Genomic DNA, 18,327 nt, shown 5'->3' with positions numbered 1-18,327 from the left:
TCCCAACGTCTAGTCGACGACGCGCCGTGAGTCAGCGCTCGCCGTATTCCGCCGCCGCCTCCTGCACCCGCGCGGCACTGACCTTGATCCGGTCGCGCAGCCAAGCGGCGAAGCCGGCCTCGTCGAGGCTGCCGTCGGCGAGGGCGATGTACATCGGGTACAGCTCAAGGTCGCTCGCGTCGAGACGCGCGCCGTTGAGCAGCAGGAAGGTTTCGCAGGCCACCGCCGCCGTGCGCTTGTTGCCGTCCACGAACGGATGGTTGCGGGCCACCCCATGGGCGAGGGCGGCGGCCAGGTCCGCCACGTCCGGGGGCGGATCGCCATAGGCCTGCGCCTGCAGCGGCCGCGCGAGTGCAGATTCGAGCAGGCCCTCGTCGCGCACGCCGCTGCCGCCGCCGTGTTCGGCCAGCTGGCGCTCGTGGATGGCGAGGATGAGGGGTTTGCGGATCCAGATGATCATCCCTGATCCCTCCCGTTACTGCGCGAGCTTGTGGAGCAGGGTGCGGCGATGGCGCATGACCTCTTCGGCCACCTCCATCTGTGCCGCCAGCTCCGGGTCATACGTGGTCAACCGGATCCCGTCCGGGGTCTCCAGCGCGTAGAGCGCGTCGCCTTTTTCCAGCCGCAGCCGGGCCAACAGCTCCTTGGGCAGGATGACGCCGGCGGAATTGCCGATGGTGGTGATCTTGAGCTTCATTGCAGGCCCTCCGTGTTATAACGTACGTTATATCACTCCGCCCGGTGCCCCTCAACTGCCGGTCCCGACAGGGTTGGGCCACCCCGTGGCATCGCCGTCGCGCCCCCGCAGGGCGGCGATGGCGTCTGTTTGTCCATTCGTGCACCTCTGGGGTGCGTCGTCGATGCCCTGGACGGCGTCGTTGGACAAAGTTTCACCATTAATGGACAAAACATCACCACGCACGGAGCCCCAGGTCTCCGACGACGCGGTCCCGGGCGTCGTCAATGGACAAATGTTCATCGTCGACGGCGTCCAGACCCTCGTGCGTGGACAAAACATCACCACTGCCGGAGCCCTGGGGCTCCGTGAATGCCAATCCGGACGCCGACAGCGCCCCAGGACAGGGCGTCGCCGTCGCCCTGGGCGCCGCCAGTCCGCGCCGCCCGCCCTCAGCCGGCGTTCTGGCGGTAATACGCGACCAGGGCGTTGGCGTGACCGTGGCCCAGCCCGTGCCCGGTCTTCAGGAACGCGACCTGTTCGCCGTGCTTCAGCCCGGGCTGCGTGTCCAGCAGCGCGAACCAGTGCGCCACCGGCTGGCCGTAGGTCTTTTCGATGGACGGAAAGTACGAGGCCGGGCCTTTCACCTTCTCTGCCGTGCTCATGGCGTGACTCCCATGGGGATGTCCTCGACGACGGACCAGCCCTGTGAGTTTCGACAGGAGGGCGACCCTACAGGCGCGGCGGGCGGCAACGGGCCGCTAGGATGCCCGGGCCGGCCAAGCGCGGCCGGCTTCAGGAATCCATGACCAAGGAGACACGGAACGATGAGTCAGAACATTGCCAATGCCCACCCCGACGATGCCACCTGGGCCCAGGTCGACACCGCCCTGCAGGCGCTGGAGGATGCGCTCGGTCCGCTGCTGGTGCCGCTGAGCAACGACCAGCGCCGCCGCCTGCCCAAGATGGGCGAGGCCTCGGAGGCCTTCTGCCGCACCGCGGTCGAAGCCGCCGCGCAGAACGCCGGGCTGATGCCGCGCGACTTCGACGTCGAGGAAATGCGCCGGGACCTGGTCGCGCACGACGCCTACAACGTCCGCCTGGTGCGCCTGAACCGGCTGACCGAGCAGGTGCGCGACACCGAGATCGCGCTGGGCAGCGACGTCATGGCCGCCTCGCTCGAGGCCTATGCCTTCCTCAAGATCAACGGCAAGGCCGAAGGCCTGCACGGCCTGAAGCGCAGCTTGGGTCGTCGGTTCGATGGTGGCGGCCGGCGCAGCGACGACCCGACGCCACTGCCGGGGCCCCAGCCGGGCTGAGGCGGATGGCAAGCGGTTGAAAGGGAGGGGCCTCTTGAGGGGCCCCTTTTTCAATTCTGGCTTGGCGCTGAAGCGACGGGCGCAGGCCTGGCCAACCGATCTCGGAAATAGTCCCGGGTCTCAGCATCAGGCGAGTAGATGTAACAGCCCTTCATGCCGCGGGTCATGAGGGTGCGATATGTGTTGCGGATGATGCGGTCCACGCGGGACTGCGTGCCCTTGGGGTCGGACTTCATCATCTTCTTCCATCCCCGGATGGAACGGTCCATCCGGGATCGCGCCGACGGATTGGTGATCAGCCGTCCGTCACGGGCGACCAGGTCGGGCCCGATGATCACGCCCACATGGTCGAGTTCGAGACCCTGGCAGGTATGGATGCAGCCGATCTCCTCGATGGACGTGGTCGCCATGATCCAGAGGCTGCCATCCTGGCTCAGGTTCCATTGCTTGGCGTAACCGAACGCCGGGAAGGTGATGTCGAATGCATCCGGGTTCCGCTTGCTGATCCAGTCCCAGCAGTAGCCGGCTACGACGCGCGACTTATTGTTGAGCGCGTTGCGTTGCCTGACGAGATCGTGCAGCTCGACCGGCGAGTCGAAGACACGGAAGTCGAATTCATCGACATCCAGGCATGTATTGGCGGTCTCCCGGACGCCCAGTACATGGTCCAGCCACGCCAGGTAGCCGTCGGATCCATTGCAGCGGAACTGGGAGGCAAGCTCCAGGGAGGCAACTTCGGCGCCGCGCTCGCGTGCCAGCCTCGTGATCTCCTCCTCGCGTCCAATGTCGGAGAGGGTCACGACCTGGTCGTCATCGACGAAGAAGATCGCGCACTTGCTGCTCTCGATGATCTCCCTGATCTGGTTATCGCCGAAGTTTCCGTAGAAGCCTGACTTTGCATTCAGCCGATGAGCTTCGTCGACGACGAGGGCATCGAAGGCGTTGGGGTCGGTGGAGTGGAATCCGCCGGAGCTTGAGAAGAGGTTCGAGATCACCGTCCTCCTCATGGTGCCCGCCAGTTTCGCGGCATAGACCGTCCTGGGCGCCGCATTCTTCGAGACGTACTTGCTGACCAGGCCGTTGCGGGAGAGCTTCACCAGCAGGTTCACGGCGACCACGGACTTGCCGGTGCCGGGGCCGCCGCGAACGATCACGCATTGCTTCTTCTGGTCGGAGGCCTTGGCAGCGGCTGCAACGGCGGTCTCGAACACCGTCTTCTGGTCATCCACCAGGACGAATTCCTGGTTGCCCTTGAGCATCCCAGCGAGACTGTCGGCCAGCATCTTCGAGGGTCTGATCCGGCCGTTCTCGATGCTGAAGATGAGGTTGCCATTGTCCCCCTTCCGGACGTGCTGCTTGATGAAGTCACGCAGTTTCCGAAGCTCGTCGGAGCCTCGCAGGAAGAGGGGCGCCTTTTCGATGTAGGGCGCGTAGAAGGCGTTGTCGATGACGCTGTCGCTGACGTAGTTGTGCAGGAAGGCACAAGGACTCAGTTCGACCCCTGCCTCGTAGACGGCTTCATTGAAGCCCTCCAGCAGAGCTGCGTAGGACCATGCCTGATAGCTGGGATGGGGGCCTTCCGTCTCACGGCCAGGGCCGCCTCGCCGGGCGATGATGATGCCGTCCTTATTGGTCAACCGCGCCTCGGACCATTGCTTCAGTTCGACGATGATCAGCTTGGGCCTGCCATCCTCGGATCGGCCAGAAAGGATGAAGTCGATCCGCTTGCTGGTCTGCGGGATCCCGAACTCAACGCCGACACCAATATCATCAGGAATCCCCGTGTCCCTCAGGACCTTGGCCATCTCGGCAAGTGAAGCCTTCCATGAGCGCATCTCGGGCGTGGGCGCATAGCGTCCCGTCCGTTGCAGATAGCGCGACGCGATGACGTCCTCGATACTCGAGTTGTCGTGGTCATCGATGAACGACGCCTTCGTGCCTTGATAGACGATCAAGCCAGAGCCCCGGTTGGCTGGTCAAAGGTCAGAGTACTTCTTGCTCGTGCCCCGTGCCCGCTCGACCGGATATTTTCCAGCATTGGTTTCAATCTTCTTCCAAGCCGCGTCGACCGGGTCGATCTCCAGCTTTGCGCAAAGCTGGAGGAGATAGAGGAACACGTCGGCGACCTCTGCCGATACTTCGTCACGCGTGTCGACCGGGAGCACCTTGCTCTGCTCGGCGGTAAGCCACTGGAAATGCTCAAGCAGCTCGGCGGCCTCGACCGACAGCGCCATGGCCAGGTTCTTCGGTGTGTGGAACTGCTCCCAGTCCCGTTCTTTCGCGAATTTGCTCAGTGCGTCTTGCAGGGTCTGGATAGCTTCAGTCATGCATCTCTCCCGCTGCGTTGGATGCGTACGATCGTACTTGAAGCATGACCGCCCGGAGGTCTGCAGGGGATGGGGCGCTGTGCCTTGGCGTCGGCGCAGCGCCCAGCCTGTCCGCGCAACCGCCCTGTGTGTACCATGCGCCGAGGCCCCCAGGAGCTGTCCCATGCGTCCATCCATCGCACTGGATCCCCATCGCAGCGCGGTCCGCGAGGCCGCGGGACGCCATCGTGCCGCCAACCCGAGGGTGTTCGGTTCGGTGCTGAAGGGGACGGACCGGGATGGCAGTGATCTTGACCTTCTGGTTGATGCATTGCCCGGGGCCACGCTGTTCGATCTGGGAGGCCTCCAGGATGAACTGGAACGCTTGCTGGGCGTGCGGGTCGACGTGCTGACACCGACCGACCTGCCGACGAAGTTCCGGGCTCAGGTGCTCGCCGAGGCTCGACCGGTATGAGTCAGCGCCTGGCGGACTACCTGGAACATATCCGCCGTGCGTCACTTGAAGCCTGCGACTTTGTCGAGGGGATGGACCACGCCGAGTTCCTCGTGGACCGTCGCACGCAGCAAGCGGTCATCATGAATCTCGTCATCGTGGGCGAGGCAGCCACCAAGATCATGGATGCGTTCCCTGAGTTTGCCGACGCGCATCCGGAGGTGCCGTGGCGGAGCATGCGCGGCATGCGCAACCGTATTGCCCACGGCTATTTCGAGATCAACCTGGATGTCGTCTGGGACACGGTGCAGTCTGCATTGCCTACCCTTCTGAAGGGCCTGCCCCAAGCCGAAGACTGAACATCGGCGCCGGGTGGATCGCTTCCAAGCCCCTCAAAACCCCGGCTTCGCCCCTTCCACCGGCGCCTGCGTGGCCGCACGCCGCGCGAGCACCGCCTCGCGATGGGCGATGTAGGCGTTCGCGGCGAGGATGATCAGGGCGCCGGCGAGGGTCCAGCGGTCGATGCCCTGGTCGAACAGCACCCAGGCGAGCAGGGCGACGATGGGGAGCTGGAGGAAGCTGATCGGGGTGAGGGCGGAGACCTCGCCGATCTTCAGGGCGCGGGTCCAGAGCATGTGGCCGCCGGTGCCGAAGATGCCGGCGCAGATGGCCCAGATCCACGTGGTGCCGCTGGGCCACTCCCAGACGAACAGGGCGGGGACGAGCGACATCGGCACCCACAGCAGGGTGGTGTAGATGACGATGCGGTCGGCGGGCTCGGTCTTCGATAGTTGCTTGATCTGGATGGCGACGATGCCGCTGAGCACGGCGGCGGCGACGGCGATCAGGGTGCCGGCGGTGAAGCTGTCGGTGCCGGGACGGACGATGACCAGCACGCCGAGGAAGCCGACGGCGACGGCGAGCCAGCGGCGTGCGCGGACGTGTTCGCCGAGCATGAACACCGCGAAGATGGTGACGAACAGCGGCGACGAATACGACAGGGTGACGGCCTGCGCGAGCGGCAGGTGGCCGATGGCCCAGAAGCCGCAGAACATCGAGATGACGCCGATGACGCAGCGGAACACGTAGCGCGGCAGCTGGTCGGTCTTGAGGATGCCGACGCCGTGGCGCATCAGCAGCGGCGCGGTGGCGAGCATGCCGAAGAAGTTGCGGAAGAACGCGACCTCGAAGGTGTGCAGGGTCTCCGAGGCCAGCCGGATCATGATCACCATGCACGCGAACAGCACGGTGCTGCCGACCATCAGCCAGGCGGCGCGGGCGTGGGTGGTCACGCCGGGGGCGTCCAGGTCGCGCCGATGATGCGCGGCTCGGGTTCGAGCGCGACGCCGAAACGTGCATGCACGCTGTCGGCGATGCGGCGGGCGAGGTCGAACAGCTCGCGACCGGTGGCGCCGCCATGGTTGACCAGCACCAGCGCGTGCGCGGCGGACACGCCGGCGTCGCCGGAGCCGTGGTCGATGCGATGGCCCTTCCAGCCGCAGGCGTCGATCAGCCAGGCGGCCGAGAGCTTGCGGGTGTCGGCATCGCCACTGGCGAACAGGGGCAGGGCCGGGTGGTCGGCTTTCAGCGCCTCGGCCCGGCCAGCCGGCACGATGGGGTTCTTGAAGAAGCTGCCGGCGTTGCCGATGACGGCGGGGTTGGGCAGCTTGCGCTGGCGCAGGGCGATGACGGCGTCGGCGACGTCGCGCGCGGTGGGAAGGCCCACGCCGCGCGCGGCGAGTTCGTCGGCGATGCCGGCGTACTCGAGCCGGGGTGACGCGTTGCGTGAGAGCTCGAACTCGACCGCGGTGACGATGAAACGTCCCGGCTGCTGCTTGAACACGCTGTCGCGGTAGGCAAAGGCGCAGTCCTCGCTGGAAAGCCGATGGAAGCGATCGGCCGCGGGCTCGTAGGCTTCGACGGCCCGCACCGCCTCGCGGACTTCCACGCCATAGGCGCCAATGTTCTGGATGGGCGCGGCGCCGACCGTGCCGGGGATCAGCGCGAGGTTCTCCAGCCCGCCCAGCCCGCGAGCCAGCGTGTCCAGGACGAAGCCGTGCCAGTCGACGCCGGCCTCGGCGCGCAGGCGGAGGCGGTCGCCCGGTTCGCCCACGCGGCGTACCCGGCGGCCGGTCAGCGCCAGCAGCGGCCGGTCCGGCGGCTCGACGAACAGCAGGTTGCTGCCGCCGCCCAGCACCAGCGGCGGGGCATTCTTGAACTCGGGGGATGCGAGCAACGCCGGCAGGGCATCGGCATCGGACACCTCCACCAGCAGCGGCGCACGCACGTCGAGGCCGAAGGTGTTGCGCGCGCGCAGCGGCGCATCGCGGTGGAAGGTGACGGGGGTGCTCATCGTCGAAACGGCGGGGGTGGGGGCGTCGGGCGGCTCGCGGGGCTCAACGTGCGGGTTTCAGCGTGCAGGCTTCAGCGGACCGCTGCTGGGGGCTTCCTTGCGCCGGCGCATGGCCTCGATGCAGTCGTGGACCAGGGCGGGGCCCTTGTAGACCAGGCCGCTGTAGAGCTGCACCAGGCTGGCGCCGGCGGCGGTCTTGGTCACCGCGTCCGCGCCGCTGAGGATGCCGCCGACACCGACCAGCGGGATGGACTCGGGCAGGCGGGTGCGCATCATCCGCAGCACGGTGGTGGCCTGGCCCATCAACGGCTTGCCGGACAGGCCGCCGGTCTCGGTGGCATGGCGCGCGCCTTCGATGGCGGTACGCGAGATGGTGGTGTTGGTGGCGATCACGCCGTCGACCTCGAGGTCGGCCAGCACCCGCGCGCAGGCGTCGATGTCGGCGTCGCTCAGGTCCGGGGCGATCTTGACCAGCATCGGCACGCGCTTGCCGTGCTTGGCGCCGAGCCGCTCCTGTTCTTCGCGCAGGATCGAGACCAGCCGTCGCAGTTGCTGCTCTTCCTGCAGTTCGCGCAGGCCGGCGGTGTTGGGCGAGGAAATGTTGACGGTGACGTAGTCGGCCAGCGGATAGACGCGCGACAGGCCGTACATGTAATCGCCATCGGCGATTTCGTTCGGGGTGCTCTTGTTCTTGCCGATGTTGATGCCGAGGATGCCCTTGTCGCGGTTGCGGGCCTGCTCGACGTTGCGCACCAGCGCGTCGACGCCGAGGTTGTTGAAGCCCAGGCGATTGATGACCGCGCGCTGGCGCGGCAGGCGGAACATGCGCGGCTTCGGATTGCCTTCCTGCGCGCGTGGGGTGACCGTGCCGATCTCGACGAAGCCGAAGCCGAGTTCGAACAGGGCGTCGATGTGTTCGCCGTTCTTGTCCAGGCCGGCGGCGAGGCCAACGGGGTTCGGGAAGGTCAGGCCGAAGGCTTTCGTCGGCAGCGGCGCGCTGGGGCGGGCGACCAGGCCGGTCATGCCGGCGCGGTACAGGCTGTCGAGGGAGCGCAGGGTCAGGCCGTGGGCGCGTTCGGGGTCGAGGCGGAACAGCAGCGGACGGGCGAGCGCGTACATCGGCAGCGGGATCTCCTCGGCGGCGGCGCGACGTGCACGCGACGGTGGGGGTGCCGGGTCATGGAAGGCCCCGCCAGGGCGGGGCCGGTTCAGGCGTCCATTGTGCCCCAGTACGGGGTCGCAGGGTGCGACCCCGTGTGGTCAGTGGGCGTCGAACGTCGACGATCAGAGGTCGAACTTGATGCCCTGGGCCAGCGGCAGCGCGTCGGAGTAGTTGATCGTGTTGGTCTGGCGGCGCATGTAGGCCTTCCAGGCGTCGGAACCGGATTCGCGGCCGCCTCCGGTTTCCTTCTCGCCGCCGAACGCGCCGCCGATCTCGGCACCGGACGTGCCGATGTTGACGTTGGCGATGCCGCAGTCCGAGCCGGCCGCCGACAGGAACTTCTCCGCGGCCTTCAGGCTCTCGGTGAAGATCGCCGAGGACAGGCCCTGCGGCACGTCGTTCTGCATCGCGAGGGCGTCGTCCAGGTCCTTGAACTTCATCACGTAGAGGATCGGTGCGAACGTCTCGTGCTGCACGACCTCGGCGTCGTTGTCGAGGCCGCTGATGATGGTCGGCTGGACGAAGAAGCCCTTGCGGTCGATCGCCGCGCCGCCGGTCTCGACGGTGCCGCCGGCGGCCTTGGCCTGCTCGATGGCGTGCAGGTACGCATCGACGCCGTCCTGGCTGTTGAGCGGGCCCATCAGGTTGGCCGGGTCGGTCGGGTCGCCGATCTTCTTCTCGACCTGCTTGTACGCGGCGACCAGCTTGGCCAGCACGTCGTCGTAGATCGATTCGTGGATGAAGGCGCGGCGGGTGGTGGTGCAGCGCTGGCCCGCGGTGCCGACGGCGCCGAAGGCGATCGCCGGGATTGCCAGCTTCAGGTCCGCGGTCTGGTCGACGATCATCGCGTTGTTGCCGCCCAGTTCGAGCAGGCTGCGGCCCATGCGGCGGGCAACGCGCTCGCCGACGGTGCGGCCGACGCGGGTGCTGCCGGTGAAGCTGACCAGGGCGATGCGCTTGTCGTCGACGAAGTGCTGCGCCAGTTCGGTGCCGCCGTCGTTGAACAGGAAGAAGATGTCCGGGAAGCCGGCCTTCTTCAGCGCCGCGTTGCAGACCTTCATCGAGGCGATCGCCGAGAGCGGGGTCTTCGGCGAGGGCTTCCAGATGCAGATGTCGCCGCAGACGCCGGCGACGAAGGCGTTCCACGCCCACACCGCGACCGGGAAGTTGAACGCCGAGATGATGCCGACCACGCCCAGCGGGTGCCACTGCTCGTACATGCGGTGGCCGGGGCGCTCGGAGTGCATGGTCAGGCCGTAGAGCTGGCGCGACAGGCCGACGGCGAACTCGCCGATGTCGATCATCTCCTGCACTTCGCCGTCGCCCTCGGGCTTGGACTTGCCCATCTCCAGCGCGACCAGCGAGCCCAGCGCGTCCTTGTTCTCGCGCAGGGCTTCGGCGCAGAGGCGGATGGCCTCGCCGCGGCGCGGGGCCGGCGTGGTCCGCCACACCTTGAACGCAGCCTGGGCGCGCTCGACGATGGTGTCGTAGTCGGTCTTGGACGAGGCCTGCACCTGCGCCAGCGTCTCGCCCGAGGCCGGATTCACCACCTCCAGCAGGCCGGCGCCGGTGGTGCTGGACCATTCGCCATTGCCGAGGTAGGTGCCGGATTCGCTGCCGGAAAGGCCGAGTGCTGCGAGGACGGGATGCGTCATGGGAACTCCTGTAGTGCGGATGGCCGGCCGGGCGGACGCGGGGATGCGCTGCCACGGTCGCCGGCGCGGAAGGGACACGGAAGGCGCGTCGCGAGTGGCGACCCCGGCACGATTCGAACGTGCGACCTTCCCCTTAGGAGGGGGACGCTCTATCCAGCTGAGCTACGGGGCCGTAAGCCGGGCATTTTCGCACGGATGGGCGGGCCGACGGAAATGCGCGGCCTCCGGAAACACGAAGGCCCCGGGGTGACCGGGGCCTGCGCATCTGGAATAAGTGGTGGAGCGGAGGAGGATCGAACTCCCGACCTTCGCATTGCGAACGCGACGCTCTCCCAGCTGAGCTACCGCCCCACGAAGGCGGCAAGTGTAACGGCCGGACGGGTGCGCGCCAAGTCCCCGGCAGCGGCGCGTGGACTCAATCCGGGGGCAGGTGGCGTGCGCGGGCGGCGAGCAGGCCGGGTGTGAAACCGATCACTTGGGCCGTCTCGACCGCGTGTGGCAGGCTGAGGCTCATGACCGCACCATTGCCCACCAGGACCGCGTCATGACGGGACGGGTCGATGCGATCGAGCCACAGGGTGTCCGGCATGGGCCGGTCGGCCTGCACGAGGTAGAGGCCGTGGCGGTCGAACGCGGGGGCCTGCTCGAGGAAGGCCGCGGTGGGCATCTGCAGTTCATAGCGCAGGCAGCGGACCTGCCCGGTGAAGGTGGTGCCGGAATGGCGGTCGAGCGGAACGGTCGCCTCCCACCAGCGCAGGGCGGGCTCGGGCCAGTGCCCGAAGATCCAGACGTGGCCGCCGGCGGCGGGATCGAGCAGGGGGGCGAGTCGCGACACCGTTGCGCCTTCGACGTGCATCACGTCGTGCCCGCCGGCGGTCCTGGCGATGGCGGGCGCCGGCCCCGCTGGCCCGGTCTGACGCACGTTCAGCCGGGTTCGACCAGCAGCGGCGTGAGGCAGGGTTCGAGCTGGTCGCGCCGCCAGCCCGAGAGCGCATCCGGCCAGATGCCGTGGTCCAGCAGCACTTCCAGCCAGCGCCGGGACGCGAGCACGCCGTCCGGCAGGCCGAGCTCGGCGCTGCGTTCCGCCACCGCGCTCTGCAGCTGGCGCAGCCGGTTGCGGTCGCGGCGCTCGGCGACGCCGGCGTCGGGCATGGCGTCCTCGTCTTCCATCGGCGTCTGCAGCGCCTCCCACAGGGGCCCGGCCAGCTTGCGCGGGGCCTTGGGGTGGGCATCCAGTTCGCGCTGGAGTCCCGCCAGGTCGATCGGCGGGTTCCGTGCCAACGCCGTGGCCAGTTCGTTGTCGATGATCCAGCTCTTTGGCCGGTCGCTCGCACGGGCCTGACGATCACGCCAGCGCAGGATGCGCAGCAGCCGGCGCTGGGCGTCCACGTCGAGGAACTGCGCGCTGCGCATGGCCAGGTGCGGCCAGGGGTCCTGGGCGTCATCGATGGCGTTGGAGACGGTGCGGCGGGCGTCCTCGGCCAGCCAGTCGCGCCGGTCCAGCTCGCCCAGGCGGGCATCGAGCACGTCATGCAGCTCGAACAGGTGGCGGACGTCGTCGGCGGCGTACTCGAGCTGCGCGGCGGAGAGCGGACGCTTGAGCCAGTCCGAGCGGGTCTCGCCCTTGGGCAGGACGATCCCGGTCACCTGTTCGACCAGCTTCTGGTAGCCCATGCCCTGGCCGATGCCCACCAGTGCCGCGCCCAGCTGGGTGTCGAACAGGGGCGCCGGAATCGCGTCGCAGGCGTGGCGGAACGCGATCAGGTCCTCGCTCGGGCTGTGCATGACCTTGAGGATCGCCGTGTCGGCCAGCAGCCCCGCGAGCGCCTGGCAGATGCCGGGGGCCAGCGGGTCGACCAGCAGCACCCGGACCTCGCCGTCGCGTTCGAGCGAGATCTGGACCAGCGCCAGGCGGGGCCAGTAGGTGCGTTCGCGGATGAACTCGGTGTCCAGGCCGATACGGGGGGGCTTCGGTTCGAAGTGCGCCAGCAGCGCGGCGGGGTCGGTAATCAGGTCGGGCACGTAGGGTGGAGGCGGCGGAAGTTGCTGATGCGGGCGACAATAGCCTACTTTCAGCGGGCACGAGAACGGCCGCGCCCTGCCTTTCGCACCACGGAGGACGTTTGTACGCCCCTCAGCATCCCATGCGCTTGCTTGCCTGCCTCGCGCTGGCCGGCGGACTGGCGATCCTGCTGTCTGCCTGCTCCGGGGGCGAGCCGGCTGCGCCCGACGCGCCGGCCGGACCCCGCCGCGAGCCGGTGCCGGTGGTGTCGCCGCAGGTCACCGTGAGTGCCGACCAGGCGGTGTCTCCGGTGCCCCCCTGGAAGGTGCCCGAGGTGACCGTGGGCGGGGAGCCCGCCGATATCCAGGCGCTGCGCGAGCAGGCGGACGCGGCCCTGGAGGCGGGTCGCCTGTACGAGGACGCCGATGCGGCGCTGCCGATCCTGCTCGCTCTCGCCGCCGCGCAGCCCGACGACGCCGGGGTCGAGGCGGCGCTGGAGCGCGCGCGCGCGGCATTGCTGGCGCGAGGCGACGCGGCACTGGCGGCGGTGGACGCGGATCCGATGCGCCTGCGGGACGCGCACGAAATCGGCATGGTGGCGCGCACCGTCGCACCGGATGCCGAAGCGACCGCGGCGTATCTCGACCGCCTTGACGTCATGGACCGTGCGCAGCAGGCCAACCGCCTGGGCGAGGAGGCGCTGGCGGAGGGCGACGTGGGTGAGTCTGGGAAAGAGGGCGCGCTGGCACGTTTCCGCGAGGCGCTGGCCCTGCACCCGGATGACGTGCGGGCCCGGCAGGGCATGGCAGCGGCCGAGAGCACCCTGCTGCGGCGCGCGGAAGAGGCCGCCGACGAAGACGCGTACGCCACCGCCGAACAATGGCTCGACCACGCCGCGAAAGTCCGGCCCGAGGCCGCGTTGGGGACCGTCGACCACGTCAGGCAACGGATTGCCGCGCAGCGCGCCGCGCGCGTGGGAACGCTGCGCGACGAGGGCATCGCGGCGCTGTCCCGTGCGGATGGGCTGGATGCGGCCCGCGAGCGCCTGGCGGCGTTGCTTTTGATCGCCCCCGGGGCCGACCCCGCCGCAGTCGAGCTGCGCGAGCGCATCGAGCTGGCAACCCATTACGGCCTGTTCAGGCCGGGCCAGGTGTTCACCGACGCGCTGAAGAACGGCGGGCGCGGTCCGGCGATGGTGGTGGTTCCGCATGGCGCGTTCACCATGGGCGCACCCGTTGGTGAGGCCGGTTCGAGCGATGCCGAGCGTCCGGTGCGCAACATCCGCTTCGACCGTGGCCTGGCGTTCAGCCGGACCGAGGTCACCGTCGCCGAGTTCCGGCGGTTCATGGAGGCCTCCCCCGGGTTCGAGTCGCGCGCGGACCGTCGTGGTTACTCCACCGCGTACGACGAGCGCAGCGGCAACCTGGTCCGGCGCGGTGGGGTCGGGCCCCGGTCGGACTACACGGGGCAACCCGCCGCCGATGACCTGCCCGTGATCCATGTCAGCGCCTCCGACGCCGACGCATACGCACGCTGGCTGTCCGAGCAGACCGGTCAGACCTACCGGCTGGCCAGCGAGGCCGAGTTCGAGTACGCCTTGCGTGCCGGGGGCACGGCGCCCTATCCCTGGGGCGAGGGCCGCCCCCCGGATGGCACCGGCAATTTCACCGGGAGTGCGGACGTGTCGCCCAGCGGGCGGCGCTGGCGCAACGCGTTCGAGGACTATGGCGATGGGGCATGGGGGCCGGCCGCGACGGGGAGCTACGCGGCCAATGCATTCGGGCTTCACGACATGACTGGCAATGTCAGCGAATGGGTGGCCGATTGCTGGCACGACAATTACCGGCGCGCCCCGCGCGACGCCAAGGCCTGGGTGAACCCGGGCTGCCGCGACCGCGTGGTGCGGGGTGGGGCGTGGGCGAGCTCGCCGGAGCAGACCCGTGCGGCCTGGCGGTTGTCGGTGCGCAAGGACACCACGAATGCACGCGTCGGCTTCCGGGTCGTGCGCGAGATATGACCGGCGCCAGCGATGGCGCCCCAAGACGGCGGGCTGCGCCGACCAACCGGGGACGCGAAACATGAGAGTCGAGCCGCAATACCAGACGGGTCGCCCGCGTCGGCGGGGGTTCGGCAACCTGCGCTGGCTCATCCTGCTGGTGTTCGCCGGCTACGCCGCCTGCCAGTGGTTCGGAAGTGCCCAGACCGATCCTTACACCGGCGAGACCGCGCATTACGGGGCGAGCGCGGACGAAGAAGTGCAGCTCGGCGTGCAGGCGTTCCAGCAGGTGCTGGGAGACGCGCAGGCACAGGGCGCGTTGCTTCCGCCGGACGCGCAGGTCAGCCAGCAGATCCGCGGTATCGCCCAGCGACTCGTGGAGAAGGTGCCGCAGGTGGCGGCGGACCTCGCCGCCGCGAACAACCAGGCGGCGCCGGAGAGCTATCGCAACTTCCAGTGGGACGTCGCGGTCATCCAGTCCGACGAGGCCAATGCCTTCTGCCTGCCCGGCGGCAAGATGGCCGTCTATACCGGCCTGATCCCGGTGGCCCAGAACGCCGACGCGATGGCGGTCGTGATGGGGCATGAGATCGCCCACGCGCTGCTTCGCCACGGCTCCCAGCGCATGGCCCAGCAGAAGCTGGTGCAGATGGGGCAGATGGCGGCGGGCATCGCCGTGGGCGACATGAGTCCGCAACAGCAGCAGGCGGTGATGGCCGCGCTGGGCGCCGGTGCGCAGTATGGGCTCATCCTCCCGTACGGCCGCAGCCACGAAAGCCAGGCGGATGCCGTGGGCCTGATGCTGGCGGCGGCGGCCTGCTTCGATCCGAACGAAGCCGTGCCCTTATGGCAGCGGATGGGCGAACTCGGCGGGGGGCAGCGCCCGCCTGAGTTCGCGTCGACGCACCCGGATCCGGCCAACCGTATCGCCGCACTGCAGGCGATGATGCCGCAGGCCGAGGCGTTCAAGGCGAAGTACTGCGGGGCAGGGGCCGGGGCAGGTTCGCCGGCTCCCTGAGCCCGTCCCGCACGGCGTTTTCCTGAAATGAAACAGGCGCCCTGGGGGCGCCCGTTTCGTTCGGAGTCCTGCTGGCCTCAGCGGCTGCCGCGTTTCGGGTCGCGGTTGCCGCGCGCGGACGAAGAGGGGGTCTGTCCCACGCTGCCGGACAGGTTCTGCTGGAACTCTTTCCAGATCGCCAGGTTGCGCTCGGTCAGCTGGTTCATCATCGCCCACGGGGTCTGGTCCATGACGCCGCCCATCTGCTTGCGGAACTGCTGCTGCTGGTCGAGGAACAACTGCATGGACTTCTCGAGGTAGCTGCCCATGAAGCCCTGCAGCGAGTCGCCATAGAACCGGATGATCTGGCTCAGCAACTGGGTCGACAGCACCGGCTCGCCGTCCTGCTCCTGCTCCGCGATGATCTGCAGCAGTACCTGGCGGGTGAGGTCGTCGCCGCTGCGTGCGTCGCGCACCTCGAAGGACTCGCCGTCGACGATCAGCTGGCGGACGTCCTCGATCGTGATGTAGCTGGAAATCTCCGTGTCGTAGAGTCGGCGGTTCGGGTACTTCTTGATGACACGGGTCGCGGCCATGAAACGTCAGCTCAGGTTCGTGGTGCCCTGCAGCATGGCGCAGCAGGGCATGGCTTGCAACTGCGGGACGTCGCGCGCGAGTCGCCTGGCCCGTCCTTACCAGCCCATGTGGTGGCCGCCGTTGATGTCCAGGTTGGAGCCGGTGATCCAGCCCGCCTGCTCATCGACCAGGAACGCGACTGCGTAGGCGATCTCGTCCGGTTCGCCCAGTCGACCGGTGGGAATGTCCGCGGCGATCTTCGCGCGCACTTCCTCGGGGACCGCCATGACCATGTCGGTCGCGACATACCCCGGCGATACCGTGTTCACGGTGATGCCCAGCTTGGCATTCTCGCGCGCCAGCGAAATGGTGAAGCCGTGCATGCCGGCCTTGGCCGCCGCGTAGTTGGCCTGGCCGTACTGCCCCTTGAGGCCGTTGATCGAACTGATCTGGATGATGCGGCCCCACTTGCGCGTGCGCATGCCCTCGATCACCGGGCGGGTGACGTTGTAGACCGAATTGAGATTGGTGCAGATCACGTCGTTCCACTGGTCGAACTGCATCTTGTGGAACGTGGTGTCGCGGGTGATGCCGGCGTTGTTGACCAGGATCTCGATCGGTCCGAGCTGCGATTCGATGTCGCGCACCATGGCTTCGGCCTGTTCCGGCGAGGTCACGTCGCCCTTGGCGACCGCGACGTCGATGCCTTCTGCCCGCATCTTTTCCTGCCAGGCGCGGCCGCGCGCCTCGTCGCGGTAATTGGTGGCGACCTTGTGGCCCATGCCGGCCAGGCGCCGGACGATCGAGGTGCCGATTCCACCGGTGCCACCGGTGACGAGCGCAACGCGAGACTGCATGGATCCTCTCCTCTGGAAACAGGGCCGACCGCCCCATCTTAGCCCCGGAGTATGTGACGCGCGCTAGACGATGGGATGACGCAGGCGGCGCGGGATGCGCGTGGGGTCGAATGCGGCCCGTGCGGCGGACAGCACGGTGTCCACGCCGCCTGCGGCGGGCAGTGCGTCCGCGTGCTGGCCGAGCGCATGCCATGCCGCGCGCAGGCCTGCGGCGGGCGTCGTCGGGTCGACGGGCCACGCGCTGCTGGACTTCGAGAGCTTGCGCCCGGCTTCGTCCCGCACCAGTGGCAGGTGCGCGTAACGTGGTAGCGGCAGGCCGAGGGCGCGCTGCAGCAGGATCTGGCGGGGGGTCGAGTCGAGCAGGTCGGCGCCCCGGACGACATCGGTAATGCCTTGCGCGGCGTCGTCGACGACCACGGCCAACTGGTAGGCCCAGAGGCCATCGGCGCGGCGCAGGACGAAATCCCCGGCTTCGATGTCGACGCGCTGCGCCTGCGACCCCTGGATCCCGTCCTCGAACGCGAGGCTGGCCCCGTCGGGCACGCGGAAGCGGATCGCGGGAAGGTCGCGGTGGGCGCGGCCCACGCATTCGCGATGGATGCCGGCATGGGCCGCCAGCTCGGCGCGGGTGCAGTGGCACTCGAAGGCATGGCCGGACTCGAGCAGGCGCTGCAGGGCCGCCTGGTAGCACGCGGTCCGGGCGCTCTGGCGGACCACCGGCCCGTCGGCGTGCAGCCCGAACGCGGACAGGGCCTGCAATTGCCGGTCGGCGGCGCCGGCGACCTCGCGGGGCGGGTCGAGGTCCTCGATCCGTACCCACCATTCACCTCCTTGATGGCGCGCCAGCAGCCAGCTTCCGAAGGCGGCGAGCAGGGAGCCGAAATGCAGGTCACCGGTCGGGGAGGGCGCGAAGCGACCGCGGTAGCCGGGGGAGGGCGGGGGCTCGGGGGAGGGACTGTGCGGCACGGGCCCGTTCAATGTTTCGTTCACTTGATATTCCCCGCAGCCTGCCACACTTCGTCGAAGTCACGCAGTCCCGCGTGGAGGAGCTTTCCATGTTCAAGCGCGTCGTCCTCTTCCTCGCCACCAACCTCGCCGTGCTGGCGCTGATCAGCATCGTGATGGCGGTGTTGCAGAGTGTCTTCGGCATCAACCTCGGCGGTGCGGGCGGCAACGTCGGCCTGCTGGTGTTCGCGGCCCTCTTCGGGTTCGGCGGTTCCTTCGTCTCCCTGCTGATGTCGAAATGGGTCGCGAAGCGCGGGACCGGCGCGCATGTCATCGAACAGCCGCGCAACGAGGCGGAGCAATGGCTGGTGGCCACCGTGCGCCGCCAGGCGGAACGGGCCGGCATCAAGATGCCCGAGGTGGCGATCTACGATGCGCCGGAAATCAACGCCTTCGCGACCGGTCCCAGCCGCAACAATTCGCTGGTGGCGGTCTCGACCGGCCTGCTGCGCGCGATGAGCCGCGACGAAGCCGAAGCCGTGCTGGGGCACGAAGTCAGCCACGTGGCCAATGGCGACATGGTGACCATGGCGCTGATCCAGGGCGTGCTGAACACCTTCGTGATCGTCTTGTCGCGCGTGGTTGGCCGGGTCATCGACGGCTTCATCAGCGGTGGCCGCGACAGCGGACCGGGCATCGGTTACTACCTGATCGTGTTCGTGCTGGACATGGTGTTCGGCCTGTTCGCCAGCATGATCGCGATGTGGTTCTCGCGGCGCCGCGAGTTCCGCGCCGACGAAGGCGGGGCGGCCCTGGCCGGGCGCGACAAGATGGTCGCTGCGCTGCAGCGGCTGTCGCAGACCTATGGTGCCAGCACCCTGCCGAAGCAGGTCGCGGCCTTTGGCATCAGCGGCGGCGTGGCGCATGGTCTGCGGCGGCTGATGATGAGCCACCCGCCGCTGGAAGAGCGCATCGAGGCCCTGCGCAATGCGCCGCTGGATCCGGCCAGCGCGGGGATCCACGCCTGAT

General features: G+C 68.4%; 20 protein-coding genes and 2 tRNA genes. 6 read left to right on the top strand and 16 right to left on the bottom strand.

Annotated features, from left to right (window positions below):
* Nucleotides 1-31: 31 nt before the first annotated feature.
* The 3 genes from H4F99_RS10845 to H4F99_RS10835 form a co-directional block, all read right to left on the bottom strand.
* Nucleotides 32-460, bottom strand: coding sequence for a type II toxin-antitoxin system death-on-curing family toxin (locus H4F99_RS10845; RefSeq protein WP_182669769.1), 429 nt, complete (start codon nucleotides 458-460; stop codon nucleotides 32-34).
* A gap of 15 nt (nucleotides 461-475) precedes the next feature.
* Nucleotides 476-697 carry an AbrB/MazE/SpoVT family DNA-binding domain-containing protein gene (locus tag H4F99_RS10840; RefSeq protein WP_182669768.1) on the bottom strand — a complete coding sequence of 74 codons (222 nt, stop codon included), beginning with the start codon at nucleotides 695-697 and terminating at the stop codon, nucleotides 476-478.
* Between the two features lie 431 nt (nucleotides 698-1,128).
* Nucleotides 1,129-1,341: a DUF4287 domain-containing protein gene (locus H4F99_RS10835; protein ID WP_182669767.1), complete on the bottom strand. Its 213-nt coding sequence runs from the start codon at nucleotides 1,339-1,341 to the stop codon at nucleotides 1,129-1,131.
* Nucleotides 1,342-1,503: 162 nt separating this feature from the next.
* Between H4F99_RS10835 and H4F99_RS10830 the strand changes: the two genes are divergently transcribed.
* Nucleotides 1,504-1,995 carry a hypothetical protein gene (locus tag H4F99_RS10830; RefSeq protein WP_182669766.1) on the top strand — a complete coding sequence of 164 codons (492 nt, stop codon included), beginning with the start codon at nucleotides 1,504-1,506 and terminating at the stop codon, nucleotides 1,993-1,995.
* A gap of 50 nt (nucleotides 1,996-2,045) precedes the next feature.
* Here the strand turns inward: H4F99_RS10830 and H4F99_RS10825 are convergent, their stop codons facing one another.
* Both H4F99_RS10825 and H4F99_RS10820 read right to left on the bottom strand, forming a co-directional pair.
* A complete protein-coding gene (locus tag H4F99_RS10825; RefSeq protein ID WP_182669765.1) occupies nucleotides 2,046-3,950 on the bottom strand; it encodes a DUF2075 domain-containing protein in 1,905 nt (634 codons plus the stop codon).
* Nucleotides 3,951-3,971: 21 nt separating this feature from the next.
* Nucleotides 3,972-4,322 carry a nucleotide pyrophosphohydrolase gene (locus tag H4F99_RS10820; protein ID WP_182669764.1) on the bottom strand — a complete coding sequence of 117 codons (351 nt, stop codon included), beginning with the start codon at nucleotides 4,320-4,322 and terminating at the stop codon, nucleotides 3,972-3,974.
* 163 nt (nucleotides 4,323-4,485) lie between these two features.
* On the opposite strand from H4F99_RS10820, the gene H4F99_RS10815 reads away from it, so the two are divergent.
* Nucleotides 4,486-4,776, top strand: a complete 291-nt coding sequence (locus H4F99_RS10815) for a nucleotidyltransferase family protein (protein WP_182669763.1) — start codon at nucleotides 4,486-4,488, stop codon at nucleotides 4,774-4,776.
* Complete coding sequence (locus tag H4F99_RS10810) at nucleotides 4,773-5,114, top strand: HepT-like ribonuclease domain-containing protein (protein ID WP_182669762.1); 342 nt, start codon at nucleotides 4,773-4,775, stop codon at nucleotides 5,112-5,114. Before H4F99_RS10815 ends, H4F99_RS10810 begins: the two co-directional genes overlap by 4 nt.
* A gap of 33 nt (nucleotides 5,115-5,147) precedes the next feature.
* On the opposite strand, the gene H4F99_RS10805 is transcribed toward H4F99_RS10810, so the two are convergent.
* From H4F99_RS10805 to rnd, 8 genes are all read right to left on the bottom strand, one after another.
* Complete coding sequence (locus tag H4F99_RS10805) at nucleotides 5,148-6,017, bottom strand: DMT family transporter (RefSeq protein ID WP_182669880.1); 870 nt, start codon at nucleotides 6,015-6,017, stop codon at nucleotides 5,148-5,150.
* 26 nt (nucleotides 6,018-6,043) lie between these two features.
* Nucleotides 6,044-7,108 carry a UDP-N-acetylmuramate dehydrogenase gene (murB, locus tag H4F99_RS10800; RefSeq protein ID WP_182669761.1) on the bottom strand — a complete coding sequence of 355 codons (1,065 nt, stop codon included), beginning with the start codon at nucleotides 7,106-7,108 and terminating at the stop codon, nucleotides 6,044-6,046.
* A 57-nt stretch (nucleotides 7,109-7,165) separates the two neighbouring features.
* A complete protein-coding gene (locus H4F99_RS10795; protein WP_182669760.1) occupies nucleotides 7,166-8,227 on the bottom strand; it encodes a quinone-dependent dihydroorotate dehydrogenase in 1,062 nt (353 codons plus the stop codon).
* A 165-nt stretch (nucleotides 8,228-8,392) separates the two neighbouring features.
* Nucleotides 8,393-9,925 (bottom strand): L-piperidine-6-carboxylate dehydrogenase, encoded by a 1,533-nt coding sequence (amaB, locus tag H4F99_RS10790; RefSeq protein ID WP_182669759.1) that lies wholly within the window; start codon nucleotides 9,923-9,925, stop codon nucleotides 8,393-8,395.
* 95 nt (nucleotides 9,926-10,020) lie between these two features.
* Nucleotides 10,021-10,097: transfer RNA gene (locus tag H4F99_RS10785), tRNA-Arg, on the bottom strand.
* A 103-nt stretch (nucleotides 10,098-10,200) separates the two neighbouring features.
* Nucleotides 10,201-10,276 (bottom strand) — tRNA-Ala (locus tag H4F99_RS10780).
* Nucleotides 10,277-10,340: 64 nt separating this feature from the next.
* A complete protein-coding gene (locus tag H4F99_RS10775; RefSeq protein ID WP_182669758.1) occupies nucleotides 10,341-10,760 on the bottom strand; it encodes a hypothetical protein in 420 nt (139 codons plus the stop codon).
* Between the two features lie 89 nt (nucleotides 10,761-10,849).
* Entirely contained in the window at nucleotides 10,850-11,947 is a 1,098-nt protein-coding gene (gene rnd, locus H4F99_RS10770; protein ID WP_182669757.1) for a ribonuclease D, read from the bottom strand.
* A gap of 122 nt (nucleotides 11,948-12,069) precedes the next feature.
* Here rnd and H4F99_RS10765 point away from each other — a divergent pair, with 122 nt between their 5' ends.
* Both H4F99_RS10765 and H4F99_RS10760 read left to right on the top strand, forming a co-directional pair.
* Nucleotides 12,070-13,944 (top strand): formylglycine-generating enzyme family protein, encoded by a 1,875-nt coding sequence (locus tag H4F99_RS10765; RefSeq protein ID WP_182669756.1) that lies wholly within the window; start codon nucleotides 12,070-12,072, stop codon nucleotides 13,942-13,944.
* 61 nt (nucleotides 13,945-14,005) lie between these two features.
* A complete protein-coding gene (locus H4F99_RS10760) occupies nucleotides 14,006-14,941 on the top strand; it encodes a M48 family metallopeptidase (RefSeq protein WP_182669755.1) in 936 nt (311 codons plus the stop codon).
* A gap of 77 nt (nucleotides 14,942-15,018) precedes the next feature.
* On the opposite strand, the gene phaR is transcribed toward H4F99_RS10760, so the two are convergent.
* The 3 genes from phaR to gluQRS form a co-directional block, all read right to left on the bottom strand.
* On the bottom strand, nucleotides 15,019-15,516 hold the full coding sequence (gene phaR / locus H4F99_RS10755; RefSeq protein WP_182669754.1) for a polyhydroxyalkanoate synthesis repressor PhaR: 498 nt from the start codon (nucleotides 15,514-15,516) through the stop codon (nucleotides 15,019-15,021).
* Nucleotides 15,517-15,612: 96 nt separating this feature from the next.
* On the bottom strand, nucleotides 15,613-16,353 hold the full coding sequence (gene phbB / locus H4F99_RS10750) for an acetoacetyl-CoA reductase (RefSeq protein WP_182669753.1): 741 nt from the start codon (nucleotides 16,351-16,353) through the stop codon (nucleotides 15,613-15,615).
* A gap of 63 nt (nucleotides 16,354-16,416) precedes the next feature.
* Nucleotides 16,417-17,343, bottom strand: a complete 927-nt coding sequence (gene gluQRS / locus H4F99_RS10745) for a tRNA glutamyl-Q(34) synthetase GluQRS (RefSeq protein WP_425488018.1) — start codon at nucleotides 17,341-17,343, stop codon at nucleotides 16,417-16,419.
* 65 nt (nucleotides 17,344-17,408) lie between these two features.
* Here gluQRS and htpX point away from each other — a divergent pair, with 65 nt between their 5' ends.
* Complete coding sequence (gene htpX / locus H4F99_RS10740; protein ID WP_182669752.1) at nucleotides 17,409-18,326, top strand: protease HtpX; 918 nt, start codon at nucleotides 17,409-17,411, stop codon at nucleotides 18,324-18,326.
* Nucleotide 18,327 lies beyond the last annotated feature (1 nt).

This window comes from Marilutibacter penaei, from assembly GCF_014145395.1.
GTDB classification, from domain to species: domain Bacteria; phylum Pseudomonadota; class Gammaproteobacteria; order Xanthomonadales; family Xanthomonadaceae; genus Marilutibacter; species Marilutibacter penaei.
This window is presented reverse-complemented; position numbering and strand designations above follow the sequence as displayed.